Annotated in this window: 22 protein-coding genes and 3 tRNA genes; 17 read left to right on the top strand and 8 right to left on the bottom strand. The window is 60.8% G+C overall.

Going from position 1 to position 23,558, the window contains the following annotated elements:
* Nucleotides 1-19 precede the first annotated feature (19 nt).
* The 3 genes from pyrF (at nt 20) to PQG80_RS01550 (ending at nt 1,825) form a co-directional block, all read left to right on the top strand.
* A complete protein-coding gene (gene pyrF, locus PQG80_RS01540; RefSeq protein ID WP_271749368.1) occupies nt 20-763 on the top strand; it encodes an orotidine-5'-phosphate decarboxylase in 744 nt (247 codons plus the stop codon).
* On the top strand, nt 760-1,413 hold the full coding sequence (gene pyrE, locus PQG80_RS01545) for an orotate phosphoribosyltransferase (protein ID WP_271749369.1): 654 nt from the start codon (nt 760-762) through the stop codon (nt 1,411-1,413). Before pyrF ends, pyrE begins: the two co-directional genes overlap by 4 nt.
* A 166-nt stretch (nt 1,414-1,579) precedes the next feature.
* Entirely contained in the window at nt 1,580-1,825 is a 246-nt protein-coding gene (locus PQG80_RS01550; RefSeq protein ID WP_271749370.1) for a hypothetical protein, read from the top strand.
* 90 nt (nt 1,826-1,915) lie between these two features.
* Here PQG80_RS01550 and PQG80_RS01555 read toward each other — a convergent pair whose 3' ends face one another.
* The 6 genes from PQG80_RS01555 to PQG80_RS01580 form a co-directional block, all read right to left on the bottom strand.
* Nucleotides 1,916-3,889, bottom strand: a complete 1,974-nt coding sequence (locus tag PQG80_RS01555) for an ABC transporter permease (RefSeq protein ID WP_271749371.1) — start codon at nt 3,887-3,889, stop codon at nt 1,916-1,918.
* The gene (locus PQG80_RS01560; protein WP_271749372.1) at nt 3,864-4,640 is read right to left on the bottom strand and encodes an ABC transporter ATP-binding protein; all 777 of its coding nucleotides are present in this window, start codon (nt 4,638-4,640) and stop codon (nt 3,864-3,866) included. The genes PQG80_RS01555 and PQG80_RS01560 overlap by 26 nt, the downstream gene beginning before the upstream one ends.
* Before the next feature lie 164 nt (nt 4,641-4,804).
* Nucleotides 4,805-5,932: a sensor histidine kinase gene (locus PQG80_RS01565; RefSeq protein ID WP_271749373.1), complete on the bottom strand. Its 1,128-nt coding sequence runs from the start codon at nt 5,930-5,932 to the stop codon at nt 4,805-4,807.
* Nucleotides 5,929-6,654: a response regulator transcription factor gene (locus tag PQG80_RS01570; RefSeq protein ID WP_271749375.1), complete on the bottom strand. Its 726-nt coding sequence runs from the start codon at nt 6,652-6,654 to the stop codon at nt 5,929-5,931. The genes PQG80_RS01565 and PQG80_RS01570 overlap by 4 nt, the downstream gene beginning before the upstream one ends.
* A gap of 37 nt (nt 6,655-6,691) precedes the next feature.
* Nucleotides 6,692-8,095, bottom strand: a complete 1,404-nt coding sequence (gene nagZ, locus PQG80_RS01575; RefSeq protein WP_271749376.1) for a beta-N-acetylhexosaminidase — start codon at nt 8,093-8,095, stop codon at nt 6,692-6,694.
* 102 nt (nt 8,096-8,197) lie between these two features.
* Complete coding sequence (locus tag PQG80_RS01580) at nt 8,198-9,880, bottom strand: glutamine--tRNA ligase/YqeY domain fusion protein (protein WP_271749377.1); 1,683 nt, start codon at nt 9,878-9,880, stop codon at nt 8,198-8,200.
* Between the two features lie 235 nt (nt 9,881-10,115).
* On the opposite strand from PQG80_RS01580, the gene PQG80_RS01585 reads away from it, so the two are divergent.
* From PQG80_RS01585 to PQG80_RS01645, 13 genes are all read left to right on the top strand, one after another.
* Nucleotides 10,116-10,808, top strand: a complete 693-nt coding sequence (locus tag PQG80_RS01585) for an ABC transporter ATP-binding protein (protein ID WP_271749378.1) — start codon at nt 10,116-10,118, stop codon at nt 10,806-10,808.
* Nucleotides 10,768-11,874, top strand: a complete 1,107-nt coding sequence (locus PQG80_RS01590; protein WP_271749379.1) for an efflux RND transporter periplasmic adaptor subunit — start codon at nt 10,768-10,770, stop codon at nt 11,872-11,874. Before PQG80_RS01585 ends, PQG80_RS01590 begins: the two co-directional genes overlap by 41 nt.
* Before the next feature lie 3 nt (nt 11,875-11,877).
* Nucleotides 11,878-14,751: an ABC transporter permease gene (locus PQG80_RS01595; RefSeq protein WP_271749380.1), complete on the top strand. Its 2,874-nt coding sequence runs from the start codon at nt 11,878-11,880 to the stop codon at nt 14,749-14,751.
* A 3-nt stretch (nt 14,752-14,754) separates the two neighbouring features.
* The gene (locus tag PQG80_RS01600) at nt 14,755-15,642 is read left to right on the top strand and encodes an ABC transporter ATP-binding protein (protein ID WP_271749381.1); all 888 of its coding nucleotides are present in this window, start codon (nt 14,755-14,757) and stop codon (nt 15,640-15,642) included.
* Complete coding sequence (locus tag PQG80_RS01605; protein WP_271749382.1) at nt 15,639-17,189, top strand: ABC transporter substrate-binding protein; 1,551 nt, start codon at nt 15,639-15,641, stop codon at nt 17,187-17,189. Before PQG80_RS01600 ends, PQG80_RS01605 begins: the two co-directional genes overlap by 4 nt.
* A gap of 144 nt (nt 17,190-17,333) precedes the next feature.
* Nucleotides 17,334-18,902: an ABC transporter substrate-binding protein gene (locus PQG80_RS01610; protein ID WP_271749383.1), complete on the top strand. Its 1,569-nt coding sequence runs from the start codon at nt 17,334-17,336 to the stop codon at nt 18,900-18,902.
* Between the two features lie 65 nt (nt 18,903-18,967).
* Nucleotides 18,968-19,138: a hypothetical protein gene (locus PQG80_RS01615; protein WP_271749939.1), complete on the top strand. Its 171-nt coding sequence runs from the start codon at nt 18,968-18,970 to the stop codon at nt 19,136-19,138.
* Between the two features lie 138 nt (nt 19,139-19,276).
* Complete coding sequence (locus tag PQG80_RS01620; protein WP_271749911.1) at nt 19,277-19,465, top strand: YycC family protein; 189 nt, start codon at nt 19,277-19,279, stop codon at nt 19,463-19,465.
* Between the two features lie 83 nt (nt 19,466-19,548).
* Nucleotides 19,549-19,625, top strand: a tRNA-Met gene (locus PQG80_RS01625).
* Nucleotides 19,626-19,657: 32 nt separating this feature from the next.
* Nucleotides 19,658-19,733 (top strand) — tRNA-Ile (locus tag PQG80_RS01630).
* A gap of 35 nt (nt 19,734-19,768) precedes the next feature.
* A tRNA-Leu gene (locus PQG80_RS01635) sits at nt 19,769-19,854 on the top strand.
* Between the two features lie 252 nt (nt 19,855-20,106).
* Nucleotides 20,107-20,388, top strand: a complete 282-nt coding sequence (locus PQG80_RS01640) for a KGG domain-containing protein (protein ID WP_271749384.1) — start codon at nt 20,107-20,109, stop codon at nt 20,386-20,388.
* Between the two features lie 206 nt (nt 20,389-20,594).
* Nucleotides 20,595-20,765, top strand: a complete 171-nt coding sequence (locus PQG80_RS01645) for a hypothetical protein (RefSeq protein ID WP_271749385.1) — start codon at nt 20,595-20,597, stop codon at nt 20,763-20,765.
* A 64-nt stretch (nt 20,766-20,829) separates the two neighbouring features.
* Here PQG80_RS01645 and dat read toward each other — a convergent pair whose 3' ends face one another.
* Entirely contained in the window at nt 20,830-21,672 is an 843-nt protein-coding gene (gene dat, locus PQG80_RS01650) for a D-amino-acid transaminase (RefSeq protein WP_271749386.1), read from the bottom strand.
* 90 nt (nt 21,673-21,762) lie between these two features.
* Here dat and PQG80_RS01655 point away from each other — a divergent pair, with 90 nt between their 5' ends.
* Nucleotides 21,763-22,515: a uracil-DNA glycosylase gene (locus tag PQG80_RS01655; protein WP_271749387.1), complete on the top strand. Its 753-nt coding sequence runs from the start codon at nt 21,763-21,765 to the stop codon at nt 22,513-22,515.
* A 71-nt stretch (nt 22,516-22,586) separates the two neighbouring features.
* On the opposite strand, the gene PQG80_RS01660 is transcribed toward PQG80_RS01655, so the two are convergent.
* Nucleotides 22,587-23,522 (bottom strand): S-layer homology domain-containing protein, encoded by a 936-nt coding sequence (locus tag PQG80_RS01660; protein ID WP_271749388.1) that lies wholly within the window; start codon nt 23,520-23,522, stop codon nt 22,587-22,589.
* Nucleotides 23,523-23,558 lie beyond the last annotated feature (36 nt).

Genomic DNA, 23,558 nt, shown 5'->3' on the forward strand with positions numbered 1-23,558 from the left:
CGGGAAGGCGGATGAAAAGATGACGTCAACACGCACGCGCCAGGAAGCGGCGGCCATGATCATGGTCGGACTGGACAAGCCCGACGCCCAGACCGCGCTGCAAATCGCCGGCCGGCTCGAGGGAACGGGCTGCTGGGTTAAGGTGGGCATGGAGCTGTTCTACGCGGCCGGACACGAGATCGTGCGCGAGCTGAAGAAGAGAGGCTTCCGAATCTTCCTCGATCTGAAAATGCACGATATCCCGAACACGGTGAGAGGCGGCGCGCGCAGCATCGCGCGCATGGGCGTCGACATGTTCAACGTGCATGCGGCTGGAGGCAGCGCGATGATGCGGTCGGCGATGCAAGGCGTAAACGACGCCGTCGCGGCCGGTGAGGCCGCGTCCGCGCCGATCGTCATCGGCGTTACGCAGCTGACGAGCACGAGCCGCGAGACGCTGAACGGCGAGGTCGGCATCGCCGGCAGCGTCGAGGAGGCCGTCGTGCGCTACGCCGTGCTGGCGAAGCATGCCGGGCTGCAGGGCGTCGTCGCTTCGCCTCTCGAGGTCGAGGCGATCAAGGCCGCCTGCGGCGATGGCTTTCTCACCGTGACGCCGGGCATCCGGCCGGCCGGCGCCGCGCTCGGCGACCAGTCGCGCGTGACGACGCCGCGAGAAGCCGCGGACGGCGGCACGGACTACCTCGTCATCGGAAGACCGATCGTCGCCGCGCCGGACCCTGCGCAGGCATTTGAATCCATTTTGAAGGAGCTGACCGAAGCATGAGCGAATCCCTTAACCTCTCGCAGCTGCCGTCCGTCATCGCGGGAGCGCTGCTGGATATCGGCGCCGTCTCGCTGCGCCCGCAAGACCCGTTCACCTGGACGAGCGGCATCAAGTCGCCGATCTACTGCGACAACCGGCTGACGATGTCCTACCCGGCGATCCGCCGCACGGTCGCGGAGGGCTTCGCGGCCGTCATCCGCGACAAATACCCGGACTGCGAGGCCGTCGCGGGCATCGCGACCGGCGGCATTCCCCATGCGGCATGGATCGCCGACATCCTCGGACTGCCGATGCTGTACGTGCGGGACAAGGCCAAGGGGCACGGCAAGACGAACCAGATCGAAGGCCACTTCAAGCCGGGCCAGAAGGTCGTTCTGATCGAGGATTTGATCTCGACCGGCGGCAGCTCCCTCAAGGCGGCCGTCGCCGTTCGCGATGCGGGCTGCGAGGTGCAGGGCGTCATCGCCATCTTCACGTATCAATTCCAGAACGCGCTGGACGCGTTCGCCGCCGAATCGGTGCCGCTCGATACGCTCTCGAACTACAGCGCATTGATCGAGGTCGCGCTCGCGCGCGGCGCGGTTCGCGAGGAGGACGTGGCGCTGCTGCAGGCGTGGCGTCAGGACCCGCAGGCGTTCGTCTGGGCTTAATTCCTATCTTGCGACCGGCGCGATGGCTCAATATTAATAAAAATTTAATGCCTCTATACGCTTGTCGTTGATTCAATCTGCTCACGCTCGGTTAATGAACATCAACACCGTGCAAATTTGAAGCAGGAACGAATAGATAACAACGACAAGAGAGGTTGATTGAATCATGAACACCGACATCTACCAACAACTGCTGACCGAGACCGAAGACCTGTTGTACAGAGTGCGCATCTACGACCGCGACATGCAGCATACCGACGAGATCATCGAGATGGATCAGACGCACGAGATGATCGGCAGCCTGCGCTGGATGGGCGAGAGCGAGATGTTCCGCACCAAGGCGATCGAGAAGCTGATCCGCATGAGGCATCGGCTGCTCACGATGATGGAAGATCTGCTGTTCACCGCATAATCGAAAAAAACCTTGGCATACGGCCCGCAAGGGCGTTGCCAAGGTTTTTTTGTCGACCCGTTTCCGATGTCGCGGCGCATGAACTTCGCTTTATTCCGTAGCCGTGCGTCCGCCTTTGCGGATGCTGCGCAGGTAGGTGGCGCAGGTAACGGCAAAGTAAGCGGCTTGCATCACGATATAGATGCCGAATACCACGGCCGCATACTTCAGGATCTGGCTGTGGAGCAGATTCCCGAGCGCCTGGATGGCGATCAGCGCATGGACGCTGCCGACTAGGCATGGCAGCAGGAACACGAGCCCCACCTGCGTCACCACGATGCGCCGAATCTCGGCGGCGGTCATGCCGATCCGCGCCAGCGCCTTGAACTGCGTCTGATCGTCCTGAAGCTCCGTGAACAGCTTGAAGTAAATGAGGCTGCCCATCGCTACGAAGAAAAGCAGCGAGATAAACAGGCCGATGAAAAGCGTCAGCGCAATCGATTGCTGCCCCGAGGCGTAGCTCGGCACGCGATAAGTCTGCGCCTGCCGCTCGTACGCGGGATCGATCGCGGCGTCGATCTTGTCGACCGTCGCTTCGCTATGCTCCCAGTTCGCCCAGTCGTAGCCGTAGCTGACGAGCGTGCTCTGCGGCGGCGCAGAAGCCCGCAGCGTCTCGTACAGCGCATCGTCGACGACGAGCATGTAACTGGCGTAGGAAACGGGGCTTGCGATCGCTCCGCCCATCTGACTTGCCAGCTTCAGCGCAACGGTCTTTCCGCCCAGCGTGAACCGGATATCTCCGATCTTCAGCGGGGAAAAGGACTCCATTTCTTTGTAAGGCAAGATCAACGCGGCTTCGCTGCCCGCGACATCGGCCTTTTTACGTCCCAAGATCTGAGCTTCCCGATTATAATCCCGCTCGGAGACGATCATCGCCTTCATGCGGTCTTTTTCGTCTACCGACCCGCTATCGGCAGCGGAACCGACGGAAACGAGGTTCTCGCCCAGCAGGCCGGTCAGCTTCTGTTCTCGCGTGATGCGCAGCCCGTCCGACTGCAGGATACGCTCCACCTCGGCGGGATCGACGACCTGATGCGCGTTCGCGCCTCGTTCGACGAAGCCGACCGCATAAGGCGTATGCTCGACGATCTGCTCCTTCTGGAGCTTCTGGAATACGTAGACGGTGCCCGAAGCGGACAGGACGACCGCGCTCATGACCGAGATGACGAACAGCAGGCGGGCGTTATCCTTCATTTTGTAGACGAGCTGGGAGACCGTCAGCATATGCGTCCGGTTGTAATAGAAACGTCTGCGGCGCATAAGCAGACGCAGCACGGCCACGCTTCCCTGCGAGAACAGAAAGTAGGTGCCGACGACCGTCAGCCCGATGACGGGAATCGATAGTACCAGGAATGTCATCGTGTTCATCGTCAAGGCGAGCGCATATCCGCCGGCGAGCGTCAGGAATCCCGCGAGAGCGGCAGCGACGGACAGGCGGGGCTCCGGCTTCGGCTTGCGCGCCTCGCGCAGCAGCTCGACGATCTGCGACCGGCCGACCCGCAGCAGCGTCAGCGCCGTGATGGTCATGAACAAGGCGAAGAAGCCGGCGATCGTGACCCAGAGCGCGATCTGCGGTACGGCGAACGGGATCGTTTCCCCCGAGCCTAGGAGCATGCCGAGCGCCAGGAAAAACAGCTTGCTGAACAGCATGCCGAGCCCGATGCCGGCGGCGATGGAGACGGCCGCGATGAAGGCCCCCTCGTACAGCACCATCTTCCGAATCTGCCCCCGCGTCATGCCGAAGAGCGTGAACAGGCCGAACTCCTTTTTGCGCGTTTTCATGAACGCCGAATTCGAATAGAGGACAAAAAAGAAAGAAAAGATCATGATCAAAAATTCGCAAGCCAGCATGCCTTGCTTGACCTGGGCGGCGCCGCGGATCTCTCCGCTCCGGACATCCGGATGGAACAGGAACGCGGCGTACAGGTAGAAGATAAGAACGGAGAAAATGCTGCTGAGAAGGAACGCGCTGTATGCGCGCCAGTTGCCGCGTACGTTGCTAAGCGCGAGCGAACGGAACGTCATCGAAATTCCCTCCCAGCACGCTTAGCGCATCCAAGATCTGTTGGAAAAAGGCTTGGCGGTTCACGCCCCGGCGAATCTCGGAAAACAGTCTGCCATCCTTGATGAACACGACGCGCTTGCAGTAGCTCGCGGAAAACGGGTCATGCGTGACGAGAAGCACGGTCGCCGACAGCCGTTCGTTCAGATCGCGCAGCGCGTTCATGACATCCTTGGCCGACTTGGAATCGAGGTTGCCCGTAAGTTCGTCGGCGAGCAGGAGAGAAGGCTCGTGGATGATCGCCCTGGCGATCGCCGCGCGCTGCTTCTGGCCCCCGGATACCTCGTAGGTCCGTTTGTTCAGGATGCCCTCGATGCCGAGCAGCTCGGCGACCGGCCGCAGCTTCTGCTCGATGACCGCCGGCTTCGCGCCTTCGAGCACGAGCGGGAGGATGATGTTCTCCTTGATCGGCAGCGTGTCGAGCAGATTGAAGTCCTGGAAGACGAAGCCCAGCTCCCGGCGGCGGAACAAGGCGATATCCCGCTCGCTCAGTCGTACGGGATCCGTGCCGCCGATCTCGAGCGTGCCGGAGGTCGGCTTGTCGATCGTCGCGAGCAGGTTGAGCAGCGTCGTCTTGCCGCTGCCGGACGGTCCCATGATGCCCACGAATTCTCCCTTGTCCACGGAGAGGTCGATTTGGTCGAGCGCGTGGTAGGCGATGCCTCCCTTGGCGCCGTAAATTTTAGATAAGCCTTGCGCTTTGAGCACTTGCATGCAGTAAACCCTCCTGCCTGTTGTCGTTATGGCTCAAGTATAGCCGCGCATGGCAGGCCGGCCCATCGATTTGCCTTTCAATTCCGGCGCCCGAACCTTACATTATTGTCAGGTTGGGACCCTCAGGTTGGGACCCTCAGGTTGGGACCCTCAGGTTGGGACTGTCACGTCGGCGCGTCCCCGTCCGAATGCGGGTCCGCGAGACGGTGAATGCCCGACGGGCTGAAGAGTAGCGAGGCCGTCGTGCCGGCGCCCGGCTCCGAATCGACGTTCAAGTCGATGCCGAGACGGGCGCTCGCCTGCTTGGCAAGATAGAGCCCCATGCCCGTCGACTCGCCGGTCAGACGGCCGTTGCCGCCCGTAAAAAACGGCTCGAACAGCCGCGGCAGATCCTCCGGCGCGATGCCGATTCCTTCATCGCGGACCGAGAGCCGCACGGCGCCGTCCGGCAGACGCTCGATCAGGACCGCGAGACGCTGCGGGCCTTTTTCTTTTTTGGCGTACTTGATCGCGTTGGAGACGAGCTGGCTCAGAATGAAGGAGACCCACTTGGCGTCGGTCTCTACCTCCGCGTCGCCCTCGAGCGAAGGGAAAATCGAGCGGCGGATAAAAGGTCGCTTGAACTCGCTTAGCACAGCGCGTACGAGCTCGCCGAGCCGCACGGCACGGAACGCGGCATCCAGCTCGAACTTGTCGAGCCTGGACGTATGCAGCATCATATCGAGCCCGTGCCGCAGCCGGTCCGTCTCCTCGAGCACGCTGCGCTCCGTATCGCGCGCGCCGGCGGCGTCATCGGGACCGGGGTGCCGCTGCATGAGCAGCTCGATGACGGACACGGGCGTCTTCATCTGGTGAACCCAGCGCGCAGTGAAGTGCCGGTGGAATTCCTGCTGCCTGCGCAGCGCGCTCAGCTCGTTCTGGTGAACGGCGTACATCCGCGTCAGCAGGGCGACGAACGCCCGCTGCTCCCGCGTCGACGGCGACCCGATGGAGAGCGGCGCTGCGCCCGCGCCTCGGTCGGCCTGCCGCCAGGCCTCGCTCAGCTCTCGCGCGAACGACCTGCGGCGCAGCCATCCGAGGACGATCCAGGCGAAGAGTACGAACGCGGTCAGCAGCGCGACGTACGCGCCGTCGGCCCAGGAGAAGGGCAGTCCATGGCTCCACAGCATGAGCCGGACGAACGTCAGCACGAGCAGGACGGCCAGCATGGCGGCGGCCAGGTGGGGAAGGCGATCGATGAGGTAATCCTTAAACGTATAAAGAGGGCGACGGTCCGTCTTGCTGCCGCTCATAGGGCGGCCGGCCCATTCCCCGCGCCGGCATCGGCGTTCAGGCGATAGCCCTGCCCGCGGACGGTATCGATCGCATCCTTCAGCCCGAGTTCCTCGAGCTTCTTGCGCAGCCGCGTCACGTTGACGGTCAGCGTATTGTCGTCGACGAACTGCACGTCATCCCAGAGCGCCTCGAGCAGCTCTTCGCGCGAGACGATGCGCCCGTATCGGCGGATGAGGGCGTGCGCGAGCTGCCGTTCGTTTTTGGACAGCGGCACCCGCGCGCCGCCCCAGGCCAGCTCGCTGCGACCGACGTGCAGCGCGAGGCCTCCCGCGGCCGCTGTGTCGGACTCCGACTGGGCTTGTCCCGCTGCGTACTCTCCATACGCGCGCCGCAGCGCGCTCTTGATCTTGGCCATCAGCAGGTCGAGCGGAATCGGCTTGGCGACGTAGTCGTCGCCGCCGTTCTCGATCGCCATCACCTGGTCCATCTCGCCCGACCTGGCCGATAGGAAGATGATCGGGACGTTCGAGCGCTTGCGAATCTGGCGGCACCAGTAGTAGCCGTCGAAGTACGGCAGGTTAATATCGAGGAGAACCAGATGGGGCTGCAAGGCTTCGAATTCGGCCGCAAGATCGCGGAAATCGCGGGCCACGCGCGCATCGAAGCCGTACCTCCCGATATAATCCTGCAGCAGCGCGCCGATTTTCTCGTCGTCCTCGACGATCATGATACGGTACATCCTTTCATTTCCTCCCTTCCCGAGACGGAACCTCCGTTTATCGACCGGCTTTTTCCACTTCGCTCTTCCAGGCGGCGGTATCCTCGTTCAGTTGTGTCAGCTGCGGCAAGGGGACGGCCTTATCCGTCAGCTTGTAACGGTCTTTCAGCGCCAGGATGCGCGTCACGCTCTCGTCGATTCGCGTCTCCGGCAGCTTGCCGCTGCGGACCGCGGATTGGAGCGCTTCGTATACTTTTCGTTCCACGTCGTAGCCGTGCGCCACGAGCAGGATATCGCTGCCCGCCTGCACGCTCTTGACGGCGGCGTCCGCGAGGTCGTAATGCTTGGCGATCGCGCCCATCGTCATGTCGTCGGTGATGACGACGCCCTTGTAGCCTAGCTTGCCGCGAAGCTGTTCGCCGATGATGACCTTGGAGAAGGAAGCGGGCGCGTCGGGATCGATCTTGGGGAACAGGATATGCGCGACCATGACCGCGTCTGCTTGCTGACCGATCGCGGCCTTGAACGGGATCCATTCCAGCTTGGCCAGCTGCTCCGCCGTCTTGTTCAGCACGGGGAGGTCCAGATGGGAGTCTACGGACGTATCGCCGTGACCGGGGAAGTGCTTGACCACGGATACGATGCCTTCCTCGCGCAGGCCGCGCATGGCGGCCAGGCCGGCATGGGTTACGACATCGGCCGTTGCGCCGAACGAGCGGGTGCCGATGACCGGATTGTCAGGGTTGCTGTTGATGTCGAGGACGGGCGTGAAGTCCACGTTGAAGCCGGCCGAGCCGACCTGGCGGGCAAGCAGTTCGCCCATCCGCTCGGCAAGCTTGTCGCTGCCGGTCAGGCCGACGGCCGCCGCTTCCGGAATTTTAGCGTAGCTCGCCGGCATGCGGCTGACTTTGCCGCCCTCTTGATCGACGCTGACGAAGATCGGCGCGTTGCCGGCTTTGGCGTTGGCTGCCTTGATCGCGTTGACGAGCTTGACCGTCTTGGGGAGGTCGGCGATATTGTCCTTGTACAAGATCACGCCGCCGATGCGGTCTTCGCGGATCATGCGCAAGGTCGCGGCATCCGGCAGAGAGCTGCCCTCGAAGCCGGCCAGGATCATCTGTCCGATCTTCTCCTGGAGGCTCATCCGCGCGACGCGCGTCGGGATCGAATCCGGCGCGCCGTCGGAGGCGGCAGGGGAGGTAGTCGGTCCGGCGGACGGGGACCCGCCGCCGGGGCTCGCGTTCGGCGAAGCCGTCCCGGCCGACGAGGCGGACGGAGCGGCGGAAGGCGAAGCGGATGCGGCCGCCGGCGGGGCGGACGCTGACGGCTGGGACGGAGCGGTCCCGGACGGGGAAGCGGCGTTGCCTCCGCAGCCGGACAGCAGCGCGACCGAAGCGGCGAACGCGGCGCTGCGCAGCAGGGCGCGCGGGAACGAGGGACGGACGGCGGTTGAACTCTTCATGGCGAACCTCCTCGGTTAGTCGGGCTTGGAGCGAAAAAGCCCCCGCCGCGGGTGGCGGCGAAGGGGCTGGATCGGATTATGGGGCGGACGGGCGGCGAGCAATCAGGCCTTGGCGGCGTCGAACGAGCTCTTGAGCGACACGATCCTGTTGAATACCGGACGTCCCGGCGCGCTGTCCTTGGGATCGACGTTGAAGTAGCCGTGGCGGAAAAACTGGAACTTCTCCTGCGCGGCCGCTTCCTTCATGCCTGGCTCGACGTAACCGGACAGCGTCTCGAGCGAATGCGGATTAATGCGCTCGAGGAACGAGAGGTCCTCCGCGTCATCTTCCTCGGATTCGTCCAGAATCAGCGGCTCGTACAGGCGGAAATCGGCGGGAACGGCCTGCGAGGCCTCGATCCAGTGGATCGTCCCTTTGACCTTGCGGCCGGTGAAGCCGGAACCGCTCTTGGTCTCGGGATCGTACGTGCATCGCAGCTCGACGACTTCTCCGGCTTCGTTTTTCACGACTTCCTCGCACTTGATGAAGTACGCGCTCTTCAGGCGCACCTCGTTGCCAGGGAACAGGCGGAAGTACTTGGCCGGCGGAACCTCCATGAAGTCGTCCTGCTCGATGTAGATCTCGCGGGAGAACGGAATGCTGCGGCTGCCCATCTCTTCGTTCTCCGAGTTGTTCTCCGCTTCGAGCCATTCGGTCTGACCTTCGGGATAGTTCGTGATGACGACCTTGAGCGGCCGCAGGACGGCCATCGTACGAAGCGCCTTGAGCTTCAGGTCCTCGCGGATGAAGTGCTCGAGCATGCGCTCGTCGACGACGCCGTAGCTCTTGGCGACGCCGATCTCGCGGCAGAACGCGCGGATCGCATCGGGCGTGTAGCCCTTGCGGCGCAGGCCGGAGATGGTCGGCATGCGCGGGTCGTCCCAGCCGTCCACTACGTTCTCGTCCACGAGCTGCTTAAGCTTCCGTTTGCTCATGACGGTGTTGGTCAGGTTGAGACGGTTGAACTCGTACTGACGCGGCACGCTGGGCATCTCGCATTCGGCGACGACCCAGTCGTAGAAAGGGCGCTGATCCTCGAACTCCAGCGTGCAGAACGAGTGGGTGACGCCCTCGATGGCGTCCTCGAGCGGGTGCGCGAAGGCGTACATCGGGTAGATGCACCAGGCATCCCCGGTATTGTGATGATGGGCGTGCACGATTCGATAGATGACCGGGTCGCGCATGTTGACGTTCGGAGACGCCATGTCGATCTTGGCGCGCAGCACCTTTTCCCCGTTCGCGAACTCCCCGTTCTTCATGCGGCCGAACAGCGTCAGATTATCCTCCGGCGAACGGTCGCGATAGGGGCTCGGCCTGCCCGGCTCGGTCAGCGTGCCGCGCGACTCGCGGATCTCGTCGGCGGACTGGTCGTCCACGTAGGCGAGTCCCTTGCGGATCAGCAGCAGCGCGCGCTCGTACATCTCGCCGAAGTAGTCGGACGCGAAGAACAGTCCGTCCCACTCGAAGCCGAGCCACTGGACGTCGCGCTTGATCGCTTCGACGTACTCGATGTCTTCTTTGACCGGGTTCGTGTCGTCGAAGCGCAGGTTGGTGCGCCCTTGGAATTCGTCGGCGAGCCCGAAGTTCAGGCAGATCGACTTCGCGTGCCCGATATGCAGGTAGCCGTTCGGCTCCGGCGGGAAGCGGGTGACGACTTCCTTGACGCGGCCGGCCGCCAGATCGTCGACGACGATGTTTCTAATGAAGTTGGAGGATGAGGATTTATTTTCGATCAATTTGTCCATGGCGACCCGACCTTTCTATGTGCTGCAGGTTATCTCTTCATGATACACAATTTTACCCTTCGTTATAAAGTCTTTGCTCAAAAAAACGAAGCCTGTCAGAACGGAACCGGAAAGGCGAAAAAACTTTCAGCATTTTTTCAGATTTCTCATAAATTTAATCTAAAGACGTAACTTTTTCCCGAAATCTCTCGTTATAATGTTGACTGTACGATGGAAGACCGAGGGAGGAAAGGTAATGGATGTTCCCGAGCGGCAGCCGCTGCTCAGCGTCAAAGGCGTGGAACGGTCCTTCGACGTCGGCGGCCAGAAACTGCGCGTGCTGAAGGGCATCGATCTGACCCTCGAGCCGAACCAGCTGATCATGCTGAAGGGCCGTTCCGGCTCCGGGAAAACGACGCTGATGAATTTGATGGGGGGCCTCGACAGGCCGACAGAGGGAGAGATCTATTTTCAAGGCAAGCCGTTTCATGCATGGAACGACGACAAGCGGACCCAGGTCCGCCGCAAGGATATCGGATTTATCTTCCAGGCCTACGCGCTTATGCCCTTGTTGTCCGCCTACGAGAACGTCGAGCTGTCCCTCCGGATGGCCAAGACGCCGCGCGGCGAGTGGAAGTCTCGCGTAACCTCGTGTCTCGAGCTCGTCGGGCTGGCCAAGCGGATGCACCACCGTCCCTTCGAGCTGTCGGGAGGCGAGCAGCAGCGCGTCGCCATCGCCAAGGCGCTCGCGCATCGGCCGAGCCTGCTTCTCGCGGACGAGCCGACGGCCGAGCTCGATTCGCAGATGGCGGCGCAGGTGATGGCGGTATTCCGGGAGGTCGTCCGCTCGGAAAACGTCACGATCTGCATGACGACTCACGATACTACGATTATGGAGGTTGCAGACCATGTCTATGAAATGGTGGACGGCGTATTCGTCGCAGGATAAAAAGAAAAGCGGCATGCGCCGGGCGGCGGGCCTGCTGGCGGCGGTCGCCCTGTCCACGGCCGTAGCGGGCTGTTCGCTGCTGCCCGACGAACCGGAAGAGGAGGACCTGTCGCAGATTCAGCTGCCCGAGATCTCCAAGAAACCCGAGTACGACGTGACGACCAAGACGCTCGAGACGACGGTCTCCGGTTCGGGCAAGCTGCTGTCTACGCAGGAGAAGACGCTGTACTACTCGGCCAAGGCCATGGAGGGCATGCGCCTCAAGAAATTGTACATACAGCCCGGCGACGTCGTAAAGGCCGGCCAGACGGTGGCCGAGCTCGACGTCGAGGACATGAAAAAGCAGCTGCGGGACCAGCGACTGCAGTTCCGCCAGCAGGAGCTGCAGATGAAGCAGACGCTGCGGGACAAGGACGAGATGGACCCGATCGAATTCGAACAGAAGCAGATCGCCTTCGAGGAGGCTCGCCAGAAGATCGGCGATCTCGAGACGGATATCGCGAGCGCGGTGCTGACGGCACCCTTCTCTGGCACGGTCGTATCGCTGAACGTCCAGGAAGGCGCGGCGATCAAGGTTTACGATCCGTTGTGCGTAATCGCCGATCCCGGCAGCCTGATCGTGGCGGGCGAGCTGTCGTCCGACGATCTTCAGCAGGTCGCGGTGGGCATGGAGGTATCGGTGGACATCAACAGCGCGGGCGCCGTCAAAGGGAAGATCAAGTCGCTGCCCGTGCCCAAGGCCGACGACGGCAGCGGCGGGGGCGGAGGCGCCCAGGGGCCCAAGGTGACCAACCTGAGCGACTATCTGCTCATCTCGGTCGACAAGCTCCCCGCGGCAGCGACGCGCGGCACGCCGCTCAGCTTTTCCGTCGTCGTCGACCGCAAGGTGGACGCGGTCGTCATCCCGCGGTCGACGCTGCGCACGGCGGGCGCGCGCACGTACGTGCAGGTCGCCGAGTCGGACGGCAGCAAGCGCGAGGTGGACATCGAGGTCGGCCAGCAGACGGCGACCGATATCGAAGTGCTGTCAGGTCTGACGCCGGGACAGAAAGTCGTAGGAAGCTGATTTATGGCGCTCATCCGTTTTTTATTCCGCAAGATGTGGAACACCCGCTGGCTGACGCTAAGCACGCTGGCCGGATTGCTCGTGGCCGTCGCCTTTACGACCAGCATCCCGATGTACGCGGACGGCGCGCTCAAGCGGGTGGTCGCGAGCTCGCTCAAGGAGAACAGCGAAGGGCTGCCCGCCGGCTCGCTGCTCATCCGCTACCAGTCGAGCGACGGCAAGACCGACCCGGCGAACTTCGCCGCGGTCGACCGTTATATTAAGGAAGACGTGCCTTCGCGCGTCGGATTCCCCAAGGATGCCGACCAGCGCAGCCTCTCGATCCGGACCGCCGAGGTGCAGCCCGAAGACCCGGGCAAGGTAGACGCGAGCCGGACGCGCAAGATGACGATCTCGGCCTTCGGCGGCCTCAAGGACCAGGTCGAGATGACCGGCGGCCAGTGGTACGGCGACCGGGCCGGCTCGGACGGCACGCTGCAGGCGGTCATGATGGAGGAGGCGATGCTTCGCTTCGATCTCCACGTAGGCGACGTCTTACTCTACCCGATCTACGGCGGGCTGAACCTGACGTTGCGCGTCGAGATCGTCGGCAGCTTCAAGCCGAAGACCGATTCGGCCGCGTATTGGTACCAAGGCCTCGATACCTTGCTCGGCACGATGTTCATCGCGGAGCCGGCCATGCTGGACGATCTCGTGGCGGAGCGGAAGATCCCGCTGCAGGTCGCCGCCTGGTATTCGGCCTACGACCTGCGGAACATCCAGACGAGCCAGCTGACGCCGCTCGCGCACACGCTGTCGCGGACGGACATCGAGGTCAACCAGCTGCTGAAGGACACGCAGGTGGTGATCTCCTTCGCCGACATGCTGAGCGAGTTCCGCAAGCAGAGCGTGCAGCTGCAGACGATGCTGTTCACGCTCGCGGCGCCGATGATCGCCATGGTTTTCTACTTCATCACGATGAACGCGCAGCAGTCGCTCGAAAAGCAGCGCTCCGACATCGCGGTGCTGCGGAGCCGGGGGGCTGGCACGAGGCAGATCTTCCTGCTCTTCCTGCTCGAGGGCGTGCTGCTCGGCATCGTGGCGCTCGTCGCCGGTCCGTTCATCGGCTGGTACATGGCCAAGAGCATCGGCTCGGCTAGCGGATTCCTGGAGTTCGTCAACCGCAAGTCGATCCCCATCGGGTTCTCCACCGACAGCGTACTGGCAGGCGCCGCCGCCGTGATCGTCGCGATCGGGGCGGCCGTCATCCCGGCGATGGTCTTCACCCGCACTTCGATCGTCGACTACAAGCGCAAGATGGCGCGCGGCGACCGCAGGCCCGTATGGCAGCGCTGGTTCCTCGACGTGGTCCTCGTCGGCGTGGCGGCCTACGGATGGTACCTGTTCAACGAACGGCAGATGATCTCGTTCAAGACGGGCATGACGACCGATCAGCTCAACGTGCAGCCGTTCCTGTTCTTTGTGCCGGCGATCAGCATCTTCGCGGCGGGCCTCGTATTCCTGCGGCTGTTCCCGGTGCTGCTGTCGCTGCTCGGCTGGCTCGGCCGTTCGTTCCTGCCGGTGCCGCTCTATCTGACGCTGACGCAGCTCTCGCGCTCCGCGAAGTCGTATTACCCGCTCATGATCCTGCTCATCCTGACGCTCGGCCTGGGCGTATACAACGCTTCGGCGGCCCGCACGATCGGGCTCAACTCGGAGGAGCGCATTCTCTACCAGCACGGCGCGGACGTCGTCGTCTCGGCGGCCTGGGAGGGCAACGCCGAGGTGTCGCAGCCTTCCGGCGGCGGCTCAGGCGGAGGAGGCTCCGGCGGGGGCGGATCGGGAGGCGGATCAGGCGGAGGCTCGGGAGGCGGACAGAACCGCCCGGTGCCGACGAAGATCAACTACAACGAGCCGCCGTTCGAGACCTTCCGGCACCTGCCGGGCGTCGTGCACGCGGCGCGCGTGCTGCAGGCCAAGGCGAGCCTTACGGTCGCCGACCGCACCGCGGGCCAAGCGACCGTCGTCGGCATCGACAACGTGGATTTCGCGCGCGTCGCCTGGTACCGCAAGGACTTGTATCCGGCCGGTTTTTACAACTACCTGGCCGTCATGGGCAGATCCGCCGGATACGCCTTGATCTCCAGCAACGTGGCCAAGAAGTACAATCTGAAGCCTGGCGACGAGATCCAAGCGATTATCCAGGATCAGAAGATTCCGTTCATCATCGCGGCTTCGCTGCCTTATTGGCCCGCGCAGTACCCGGACGAGACGCCGTTCCTGGTCGCGAATCTCGATTACCTGTACGACGAGATGCCGCTCATGCCGTACGACGTATGGCTCAAGATGGAGCCCGACGCCAAGACGGCGCCGCTCATCCCGGCGCTGCAGGCGAAGGGCGTGGAGATCGCCTCGATCTCGGACGCCCGCAGCGACTTGATCGCGCAGGGCAAGCACCCGGCGCGGGGCGGCGTATTCGGCATCCTGAGCCTTGGCTTCATGGTGACGATCATCGTCACGCTATCCGGCTATATCCTGTACTGGTTCTTTAACTTGTCGGGCCGGATCGTGCAGATCGGCATCCTGCGCGCGATGGGATTGTCCCGGCGCCAACTGACCGGCATGCTCCTGCTCGAGCAGGTATTCACGGCGGGCCTGTCGATCGGACTCGGCATCGGCATCGGCAAGCTCGCGAGCCTGCTGTTCCTGCCGTTTCTGCAGACGACGGACAATACCGCCGGACAGGTGCCGCCGTTCCGCGTCATTTTCGAGCAGACCGACACTTATCGTCTATACATCGTCGTCGCCTTCATGATGACGATCGGCATTCTGATGCTGGTCACCCACATCCGCCGCTTGCGCGTCCATCAGGCCGTCAAGCTGGGAGAGGAGCGCTAATCCATGATCGAATGCGAAGGGCTCGTCAAGATCTACAAGACCGACGATCTGGAAGTCGTCGCCCTGCAGGGGCTTAACCTGACCGTCAAGGACGGCGAGATGATGGCCATCATCGGCAACAGCGGCAGCGGCAAATCGACGCTGCTCAACATCCTCGGCGGGCTGGACCGTCCGTCCGCCGGGCAGGTGCGCGTCGGCCCTTGGGATCTGCTCAAGGTCTCCGACCAGGACCTGGTGAAGTACAAGCGGCAGACGGTCGGCTTCATCTGGCAGAACAACGCGCGCAACCTGCTGCCGTACCTGTCCGCCCTCGAGAACGTCGAGATGCCGATGATGTTTAACGGCAAAGTGGACCGGGCGTACGCCAAGCAGCTGCTCGAGTGGGTCGGGCTGAAGGATCGGATGCACAACAAGCTGACGCAGCTCTCGGGCGGAGAGCAGCAGCGCGTCGCGATCGCGATCTCGCTGTCCAACCGGCCGCAGATGCTGCTCGCCGACGAGCCGACGGGCTCGGTCGACTCGCGGACGTCCGATATCATCATGGACATCTTCCGCAAGTTCAATCGCGAGCTGGGCCTCACGATCGTCATCGTCACGCACGATCTGTCGCTGGCCGGCAAGGTCGACCGCGTCGTGGCGATCCGCGACGGCTTGACGAGCACCGAGTTCATCAAGCGCAATCCGAACCTGGACGGCGCGCCGCCGCTCAGCGGCGTCGGCGTGGACGACGACGTGCACGAGGCTTACGTCGTGGTCGACCGCGTCGGGCGGCTGCAGGTGCCCAAGGAATACCTGAAGCAGCTGGAGATCGGAGACAAAGCAACCATGGAGTTCGACGGAGACAAGATCGTCATCCGCGCGCCCAAATCAACCGAGGGGGAATCCGCATGATGGACCAAAGAAAGAAAACCGTGAAGCGTATCGTGGCCGGCGGCATGACGCTGACTCTGCTCGTGCCGCTGCTGGCGGCGTGCAACGACAAGAGCGAGGAAGACCCGAACAACCGCCGCACGCTGCGCATCGGGATGATGTACGGCAGCTCGCAGGATGAATCCTATTATCGCCAGCAGTATACCGACCTTTTCGAATACACGCATAAAAACATCGACATCGAGCTGATCCCCGCGATCGACTGGACGGAGCAGCAGTTCGAGGAGCCCGACAAGCAGCAGAACGTCGATCAACTGGCCAAGGTGAAGGAGATCATGAACGGCGCCAATCCGGTAGACGTCATGATCATCGACTCGACGGCCATGCTCAGCCAGTTGGTGCAGGATAACATGCTCAAGCCGCTTGACCCATTGATCAAGGAAGACAAGGTCGATCTGAGCGACTATGTGACTTCCGTCATCGACGGGATCAAGGACGCCGGCGACAACCAGCTGTACGCCCTGACGCCGACGTTCGTGCCTTCCGCGCTCTACTACAACAAGACGTTGTTCCAAAAGAACAATATCGAGCTGCCGCACGACGGCATGAGCTGGGACGAAGTCATCAGCCTGGCAAAGCGCTTTGGCGACGGCAAGGGCGGCAAGGACGCGACGTTCGGCTTCTCGTTCAACCAATGGGGGGCGAGCGACGGATACACCGACATGTCGCAGTATGCGGGGCCGCTGGGATTGCGAGTCTATGACGAGAAGGGCGAGAAGATGCTCGTCAACACGCCGCAATGGGAGAAGGTCTGGACGACCATCGCGGACTTGTACAAGAAGCATGTCGTTCCGACGCAGGAGGATATGCAGAAGATCTACGAGGCGCAGGGCAAGGAGGTCGTCGGCGGCGACGGCGGCCAGGTCTACAACCCGTACCAGAATCAGTTATTTTTCTCCGGCAAGCTCGCCATGGTGCTCGGCCAATATTACATGCTGAACGATCTCGAGACGTACGGCAAAAACTACGAGAAGCTGAAGATGACGAAGCTCGATTGGGACGTCGTGACGGTGCCTCAGTTCGTCACCGAAGCGCCGGGCGTCGGCACGAACATCTCGCTCAGCGCGTTGACGGGCATCAACGCCAAGGCCGCGAATCCGGACGATGCCTGGGAGTTCGTCAAGTTCATGAACGGCGAAGAGTGGGCGAAGCTCAAGTCGCGCAGCAGCTCCGAGATGACGGCGCGCAAGTCGTTCATCAAGCCGCGCGACGGAATGAACTACAATATCGACGCGTTCACGACGCTTAAGCCGGCGCCGCAGCAATCGATGGCGGACTTGAAGCTTCTGCAGGAGCGCCCGAACCTGAACTATCTCTATCAGCTTGGCAGCTCCGAGTTCCAGAAGGTGCTGAGCGGACAGAAGTCCGTTAAGGAAGCGCTCAAGGAATACGAGGAAAAAGGAAACGATATGCTGCAAAAGATCAAACTGAATCCGAAAGGCCCGTTCGACGCGGGCATCGGCGGCGACGTGTACGGCGGCGGCGGCGTCGTGCGCCCGCTGGGTTGATCCGCTGTCCGGATAAAACTTACGACTTTCGCAATCATCGATGAACAACTTGCTACGCGCGATCAGTCATCTCTTGCTGATCGCGCTTTTTCTTATCGACTAACGGAATATTTTGCCGGTTGAGGAAAGAAGGGGGATTTTCTTATGAATAATCAAACGAATAAACGCAGCAGACGGGCTTGGACAGCAGCGCTGGCATCCGTACTGGTGGCCGTACCGGTACTTGGAGCTTGTACCGACGGCGGAGACGCCAAGGACAACGAGCGCAGGCCGCTGCGCATCGGCATGATGTACGGAAGCAAGGATAGCGAGTCTTATTATCGTCAGCAGATGACCGATATGTTCGAGGTCGACCATCCGAACGTCGATATCGAGTTTGTATACGGAATCGATTATACCGACATGCAATTCGCGACGGAGGAGGAGCGGAGAAATCAGGATACCGACCCGCAAGCCAAGTTCCGGCAGCTGCTCGAGGGAGATCATCCCGTAGACGTCGTCATGACGGACATGGTCTCGATGAAAAAGCTGTCGGCGGAAAACCTGCTGAAGCCGCTCGACGATTATATCAAGCAGGACAAAATGGATCTGTCCGACTTTTTGCCGGCCGTCATCGATTCGATCAAGGCGCAGGGAGACGGGCGCATATTCGGCCTTGCGCCGACCTTTACGAGCAGCGCGATCTTTTACAACAAAAAGCTGTTCGCGGATGCGAGCGTTACGCCGCCAAAGGACGGCATGACCTGGAGCGAGCTATTCGCCGTCGCCCAATCCATGAAAAGCGGCAAGGACAAAGACGCCGTATTCGGCTTCGCGTTTAACACCTATGGGGGCGGGCTCAGCATGTACGATGCCCAGAATGCGTTCGCGGGCGCATCGCAGATGAGAATGTTCGACGCGGCGGGCGAAAAGATGACCGTGCATACAAAGTCATGGGCGGACGCTTGGACCAAGCCGATCCAGCTATACAAGGACCGCGTCATCCCTCATGCGGAGGATATGCAGGCGAACGCCTCTGCGATGTCCGGCGACGGAAACTACGTATATAACCCCTATCAAGGCAACGGGTTTATGACAGGCAAGATCGCCATGGTCGTCGGCAGCTACTACATGGTTAACGAACTGATCAACTATAACAAAAACGTAAGCAAGATGAAAAACGCCAAGGCGATCGATTGGGATGTCGTATCGATGCCGCAGTACGACGGCGGGGGTTCGACCGGATTGTATCTGAACAATCTGGCCTCGATCAACGCGAAAAGCGCCAATCCCGACGATGCTTGGACATTCATCAAGCATATGAACAGCGAAGAAGTCGCGAAGTTCAAGGCGAGGAGCCAAGGAGAGCTCAGCGTCAGGCAGAAGTTCATTCAACCCAAGGACGGCGCGAGCTATCGGATCGAGGCCTTCACCAACGTGAAGGCAAACGCGGAGGAGATCAGCACCGCCGATCAGGAGCTGTACCTTAAGCGTCCGAACCTCAATTTGATCTCCGAGCTCGGCGGTTATTTGTTCCAGGAAGCCGCGGAGGGCAAGAAAACGGTGGACGAGGCGCTTGCCGAATGGGACCGCAAAGGCAACGAACTGCTGCAAAAGATCAAGCAGAACCCGAAGGGAGACCTCTCCTCCGAGCTTCAATCCTACCGGGACGCGGCGCAATCGGGCATGCAAAACGTCCTGCGCGCGGCGGCCGGAGAGGCGAGCGCGGGCTGACGGGGTTAAATCGCAGCCGAATCGTACATCCTATATCCATATCGACCACATTCCGGAGGGACGGATTGGGAATGAATTGGGTGTACTGGTCGCGGCTGTACGACAGTAAATTTCAAGCGGGCTGCCTCGTTCGCCGCATCGAGAACGACGGATGGCTGTTCGGCGTCGAGATGCCGCGCGAGGTCGAAGTGTACCGTTCGCGCAAAGGAAAATACGGCGTGCGATATATGCCCTAACCGCTTGTTCATTACAGAGGACCTGAAGCGCCTGCGGGTTGCGGCAGGTCCTCTTGCTATGGTATCGTCGATGGAGAGGATAGAATCTTATCGCCTTGTGTGTTAAAGGCGGCGAAGGAGAGAGAATGCGCAATGAGCATGAGGAGAATGCCGCTGTCCGCCGATACCGCGCAAAAGCTGGCCGCCCATCTGAAAGTCCCGATCGAACACCTGATGCATATGCCGCAGCATATTCTGCTTCAGAAGCTGGCCGAGATGGCGGAGAAAGAATCGTCGGATGTTGGAGATACGAAGGGTACCAGTGGAGCGGAAAAAAATCAAAGTTAATATTGAATTTTCCTTGACGGATTATCCCTGTATGCGGTATATTAATTCTTGTCGCCATTGAAGGGCGCTTGATCGTTTAACGACGCGGGGTGGAGCAGCCCGGTAGCTCGTCGGGCTCATAACCCGAAGGCCGCAGGTTCAAATCCTGCCCCCGCAACCAACTTTTTCAGTTTCCTCGTAGGATCATGACGAGGGCCCTTAGCTCAGTGGTTAGAGCTGTCGGCTCATAACCGATTGGTCGGGGGTTCGAGTCCCTCAGGGCCCACCACAGCGAGGAACGGTCAAGATCCCGCATCCATCCATGCCGGGGTGGCGGAATTGGCAGACGCACAGGACTTAAAATCCTGCGATGGGTGACCATCGTACGGGTTCGACCCCCGTCCTCGGCATACTTAAACGTAATGGGGTTCACGTCCCAAGGCATACATACACGATAATCGAAATGCGATTCCCCGCCGTTCACCGGAGCATCTACTCCGTTGGAACGGCGGGGAATTTTAATTTTTCGGTTATCTACGGTTTCTAGGGTCGCGCTGCTCGAACCATGGTTAGAATGCTCTCATTCTCGTTTGGGCCTGGACGGGCCGGGTATATATATCGTGGGCAGGCAAGCCCGCAAAAACCCAAAGGAGTGATTCTGAATGGCACGCAACGACGACAACAAGATGAGCCGCGAGGAAGCAGGACGCATGGGTGGAGAAGCGACGGCAAGGTCTCAAGACAAGGAATTCTATCAGGAAATCGGCCAAAAGGGCGGCGAAGCGACCGCAAGAAATCACGACAGTGACTTCTATGAGGAAATCGGCCAAAAAGGCGGCGAAGCCCGCGGCAACAACAACAATGGCAACCAAGGCGGCAACCAAGGCAGCAACCGGCAAGGCATGAGCAGGGAGGAAGCCGGACGCAAGGGCGGCCGTTCCTGATCGGAACCTCATTCATTTGAAAATAAGCACCCGTTAAATAATTTCAAAACAAGCGCCGATTGCGAGAATCGCATTCGGCGCTTGTTTTGTCGTTGTTCGAGGATTTGCAGGATATGCGGACACCTTCGTTGAAATAGTAAAGCGTTGAAATATAAATGTTTTTTTAGCTCACAGCTCAACGATAAGTCAAGGTATGGTGATGCAGCATGATGAAGCAATACGCGGTCGATCTGGCCAAGAAGCTGTACAGAGAGCACGACAGATCCTACTTCGTCGTTCAGGAAGAGGGCTCCGATTCGTACAGGGTTGTGGATAAAGAGGAAAAGGAAGCCAAGCAATTGAACCGATACGTCGTCTTCAGCATTGAGACGGACTGACTGGATTCGCTCCATTAGAAACGGCTCCTGCCTCGCGACTCGCGCGGCGGAGCCGGTTTTCCGTTTAAGCGAGTCCGATCGCGGCCGCGAAATCCCGCTGCAGCCTCCGCGTGACCGGACCGGCCGCTCCGCTTCCCAGCTCGCGTCCGTCGACGGAGACGATCGGCGTGACCTCGACGGTCGTGCCCGTGACGAACGCTTCGTCGGCGCCGTACAGCTCTTCCAGCGTGAAGGGGCGTTCTTCCACGGGGATCTCCGCCGCGCGCGCGAGACGCAGCGTCACGGCCCGCGTGACCCCATGCAGGATCAAGTTGTCGGCCGGATGCGTACGCAGAATGCCGTCCTTGACGATCATGACGTTGGAGGCGCTGCTCTCCGTAACGATGCCGCTGCGGTGCAGGATCGCGTCCGCGGCGCCCCGTTCGGCCGCTTCTTGCTTGGCCATCACGTTAGCGAGAAGGTTCAGCGTCTTATAATTGCAGTGCAGCCAGCGAATGTCCTCCAACGTGACGACGGAGATGCCGCGATCCATGGCGAGGACCGGACGTGCGATTTCGCGGGTATAAGCCAGCGCGACGGGAGAGACGCCCGCGGGGTAGAGATGGTTGCGGGGCGCGACGCCCCTCGTAATCTGCAAATAAACGGTGCCCTCGGTCAATCCGTTGCGCCGTACGAGCTCGTCCATCGCCTGGCGAATGCCGTCGATGCCCCAGGGCAGCGCGAGCTTGAGCCCTTCGGCGCTGAGCCGCAGCCGTTCGTAGTGGGCGTCGGCTTCGAAGAGCCGGCCGCCGTACACCCTGAAGACCTCGTAGATTCCGTCGCCGAAATAATAGCCGCGGTCGCTCGGCGAGATCCGCACCTCTTCCTCGGGCAAAAACGCATTGTCGAACCAATAGATCGAAGTCATGGGCCGCTTCTCCTTTGCTTTTGGGCGAACAATTCGATTCTGCTATAATAGAATCGCTTCATAGCTATCATAAATCAGGAGGCGTGCCTCATGCCAGCGATGTTCAAAAACGATTGGGAGCCCCTGCTCCGACCGGAGTTGGAAAAGCCTTATTATATGACCCTGAGAAACCAGCTTGCCGTCGAATACCGCGAACGGACCGTATTTCCGGACATGCATCACATTTTCGAGGCGCTTCATCTGACCTCCTACCGGGAGGCCAAGGTCGTGATCCTGGGACAAGACCCGTATCATGGGGCGGGACAAGCCCACGGACTGAGCTTTTCCGTGCTGCCAGGCGTGCGCCAGCCGCCTTCGCTCCGCAATATTTTCAAGGAATTGCATAACGATCTGGGGTGTCCGACGCCAACCCACGGCAACCTGTCCCATTGGGCGAAGCAAGGTGTGCTCTTGCTCAATGCGGTGCTGACGGTGAGGGAAGGCGAGGCGAATTCGCACAAGGGACTGGGCTGGGAGAAGTTCACCGACGCGGTAGTCGCCGCGCTAAACGAAAGAGAAGAGCCGCTGGTGTTCATCCTATGGGGCAGCCATGCGCAGAAGAAGGCGGCGTATATCGACAAGCGCAAGCACTTCGTCATCGCTTCGGCGCACCCGAGTCCGCTATCCGCGCACAACGGATTCCTCGGCAGCAGGCCGTTCTCCCGGGCTAACGCTTACTTGGAGCAGGCGGGCAGAGGCTCGATAGACTGGTGCATACCCGAGCTGGTCGCGGCCGACCGGGAACGCATGCTTGAAGAGACCGCCGCATCGTCCTCTTTCTCTGACGCGCTTCGAGACAAGTGAAGTTTCGATAATCGGAAATGCGATTGGGCATGAAAAAGCCGACGGGCGAATCCCGTCGGCATTCTTTAAAATTATTTGGCTTCGCCGCCAAGCACCGGCGTGTACGCCTTGTCGACGTATACGGAAGCTTGGACTTTCGTGATGACCTGCGGATACAGCGCGGCAGGATCCGGCTTCAGGATCCGATAGGTGACGATAGCTTGCTTATCTTTGAAAGCGACGTTCGCAATCTCGATGCCGTAGCCAGGATGCGGAGCTTGGGCGCTGATCGTCACCTTGAGCGCATCGGCGCCATAGGCCTCGCTCGTCAGCTTCACGTCGTAAAGAGGAGAGACGACGGGCTGCTCGGGCTCGACCGGTGGCACAGGCTTCGTATTCTTGACGAACGCGATCCCTTTGGCCAGCATGACGGCGGCCTCGCTGCGCGTGATCGCATCCTTAGGCCGGAACTTCCCGCTCGCGTCTACCGAGGCGATCTTGCCGATGAGCAGCTTCTGGATGCTATCCATGTAGTTCTTCGTGACCTTGTCCTCATCCTTGAACGTCTGGTACATCTCGATCCAGGCGTATTCGCCCTTCGTGATGATCGCCTTGTAGATCCAGTGCGCGTACTGCTCGCGGGTGACCTTGCCGTTCGGGTCGATGTCCCGCGGAATCTCGAGACCGTTCAGGTTCGCGACGATAAATGCTTTAGCGTAATAGGCGTTGTCCTTGACCTTCGTGAAGTAGTCGCTCGCCTTCGGTTCCTTAATGAAGCGAATGGTGTCGATGTTGAGCCCGAAGCCGTTCACGATCAGACTGACGGCCGTCTGCACGGTCATCGCGTTCTTCGGCTTGAACATGCCGCTGCCGTCGCCCTTGATCAGGCCTTTCTTCTGCAGCTGCTCGATATAGCTCCGTCCGGCGTCCTTCTGGATATCGTTGAAGGCGAACGCGGAGCCGCCTGCGGTCAGGCTGAACAGCATGACGGCGAGAAATAAAAATAAGCTCTTGTACGATTTTTTCATAAACATTCCTCCCTGTTGAATTCATTTCCTATGCGA

This window comes from Cohnella rhizoplanae, assembly GCF_948329515.1.
Classification (GTDB): domain Bacteria; phylum Bacillota; class Bacilli; order Paenibacillales; family Paenibacillaceae; genus Cohnella; species Cohnella rhizoplanae.

Coding starts and splice junctions, on each gene's coding strand:
- dat (WP_271749386.1), bottom strand. CDS start 21,672: ATGACTTCGATCTATTGGTTCGACAATGCGTTTTTGCCCGAGGAAGAG.
- pyrE (WP_271749369.1), top strand. CDS start 760: ATGAGCGAATCCCTTAACCTCTCGCAGCTGCCGTCCGTCATCGCGGGA.
- PQG80_RS01660 (WP_271749388.1), bottom strand. CDS start 23,522: ATGAAAAAATCGTACAAGAGCTTATTTTTATTTCTCGCCGTCATGCTG.
- PQG80_RS01645 (WP_271749385.1), top strand. CDS start 20,595: ATGATGAAGCAATACGCGGTCGATCTGGCCAAGAAGCTGTACAGAGAG.
- PQG80_RS01570 (WP_271749375.1), bottom strand. CDS start 6,654: ATGTACCGTATCATGATCGTCGAGGACGACGAGAAAATCGGCGCGCTG.
- PQG80_RS01565 (WP_271749373.1), bottom strand. CDS start 5,932: ATGAGCGGCAGCAAGACGGACCGTCGCCCTCTTTATACGTTTAAGGAT.
- PQG80_RS01550 (WP_271749370.1), top strand. CDS start 1,580: ATGAACACCGACATCTACCAACAACTGCTGACCGAGACCGAAGACCTG.
- PQG80_RS01560 (WP_271749372.1), bottom strand. CDS start 4,640: ATGCAAGTGCTCAAAGCGCAAGGCTTATCTAAAATTTACGGCGCCAAG.
- PQG80_RS01590 (WP_271749379.1), top strand. CDS start 10,768: ATGTCTATGAAATGGTGGACGGCGTATTCGTCGCAGGATAAAAAGAAA.
- PQG80_RS01585 (WP_271749378.1), top strand. CDS start 10,116: ATGGATGTTCCCGAGCGGCAGCCGCTGCTCAGCGTCAAAGGCGTGGAA.
- PQG80_RS01610 (WP_271749383.1), top strand. CDS start 17,334: ATGAATAATCAAACGAATAAACGCAGCAGACGGGCTTGGACAGCAGCG.
- PQG80_RS01620 (WP_271749911.1), top strand. CDS start 19,277: ATGAGGAGAATGCCGCTGTCCGCCGATACCGCGCAAAAGCTGGCCGCC.
- PQG80_RS01555 (WP_271749371.1), bottom strand. CDS start 3,889: ATGACGTTCCGTTCGCTCGCGCTTAGCAACGTACGCGGCAACTGGCGC.
- nagZ (WP_271749376.1), bottom strand. CDS start 8,095: ATGAAGAGTTCAACCGCCGTCCGTCCCTCGTTCCCGCGCGCCCTGCTG.
- PQG80_RS01655 (WP_271749387.1), top strand. CDS start 21,763: ATGCCAGCGATGTTCAAAAACGATTGGGAGCCCCTGCTCCGACCGGAG.
- PQG80_RS01605 (WP_271749382.1), top strand. CDS start 15,639: ATGATGGACCAAAGAAAGAAAACCGTGAAGCGTATCGTGGCCGGCGGC.
- PQG80_RS01580 (WP_271749377.1), bottom strand. CDS start 9,880: ATGGACAAATTGATCGAAAATAAATCCTCATCCTCCAACTTCATTAGA.
- PQG80_RS01640 (WP_271749384.1), top strand. CDS start 20,107: ATGGCACGCAACGACGACAACAAGATGAGCCGCGAGGAAGCAGGACGC.
- PQG80_RS01600 (WP_271749381.1), top strand. CDS start 14,755: ATGATCGAATGCGAAGGGCTCGTCAAGATCTACAAGACCGACGATCTG.
- PQG80_RS01595 (WP_271749380.1), top strand. CDS start 11,878: ATGGCGCTCATCCGTTTTTTATTCCGCAAGATGTGGAACACCCGCTGG.
- pyrF (WP_271749368.1), top strand. CDS start 20: ATGACGTCAACACGCACGCGCCAGGAAGCGGCGGCCATGATCATGGTC.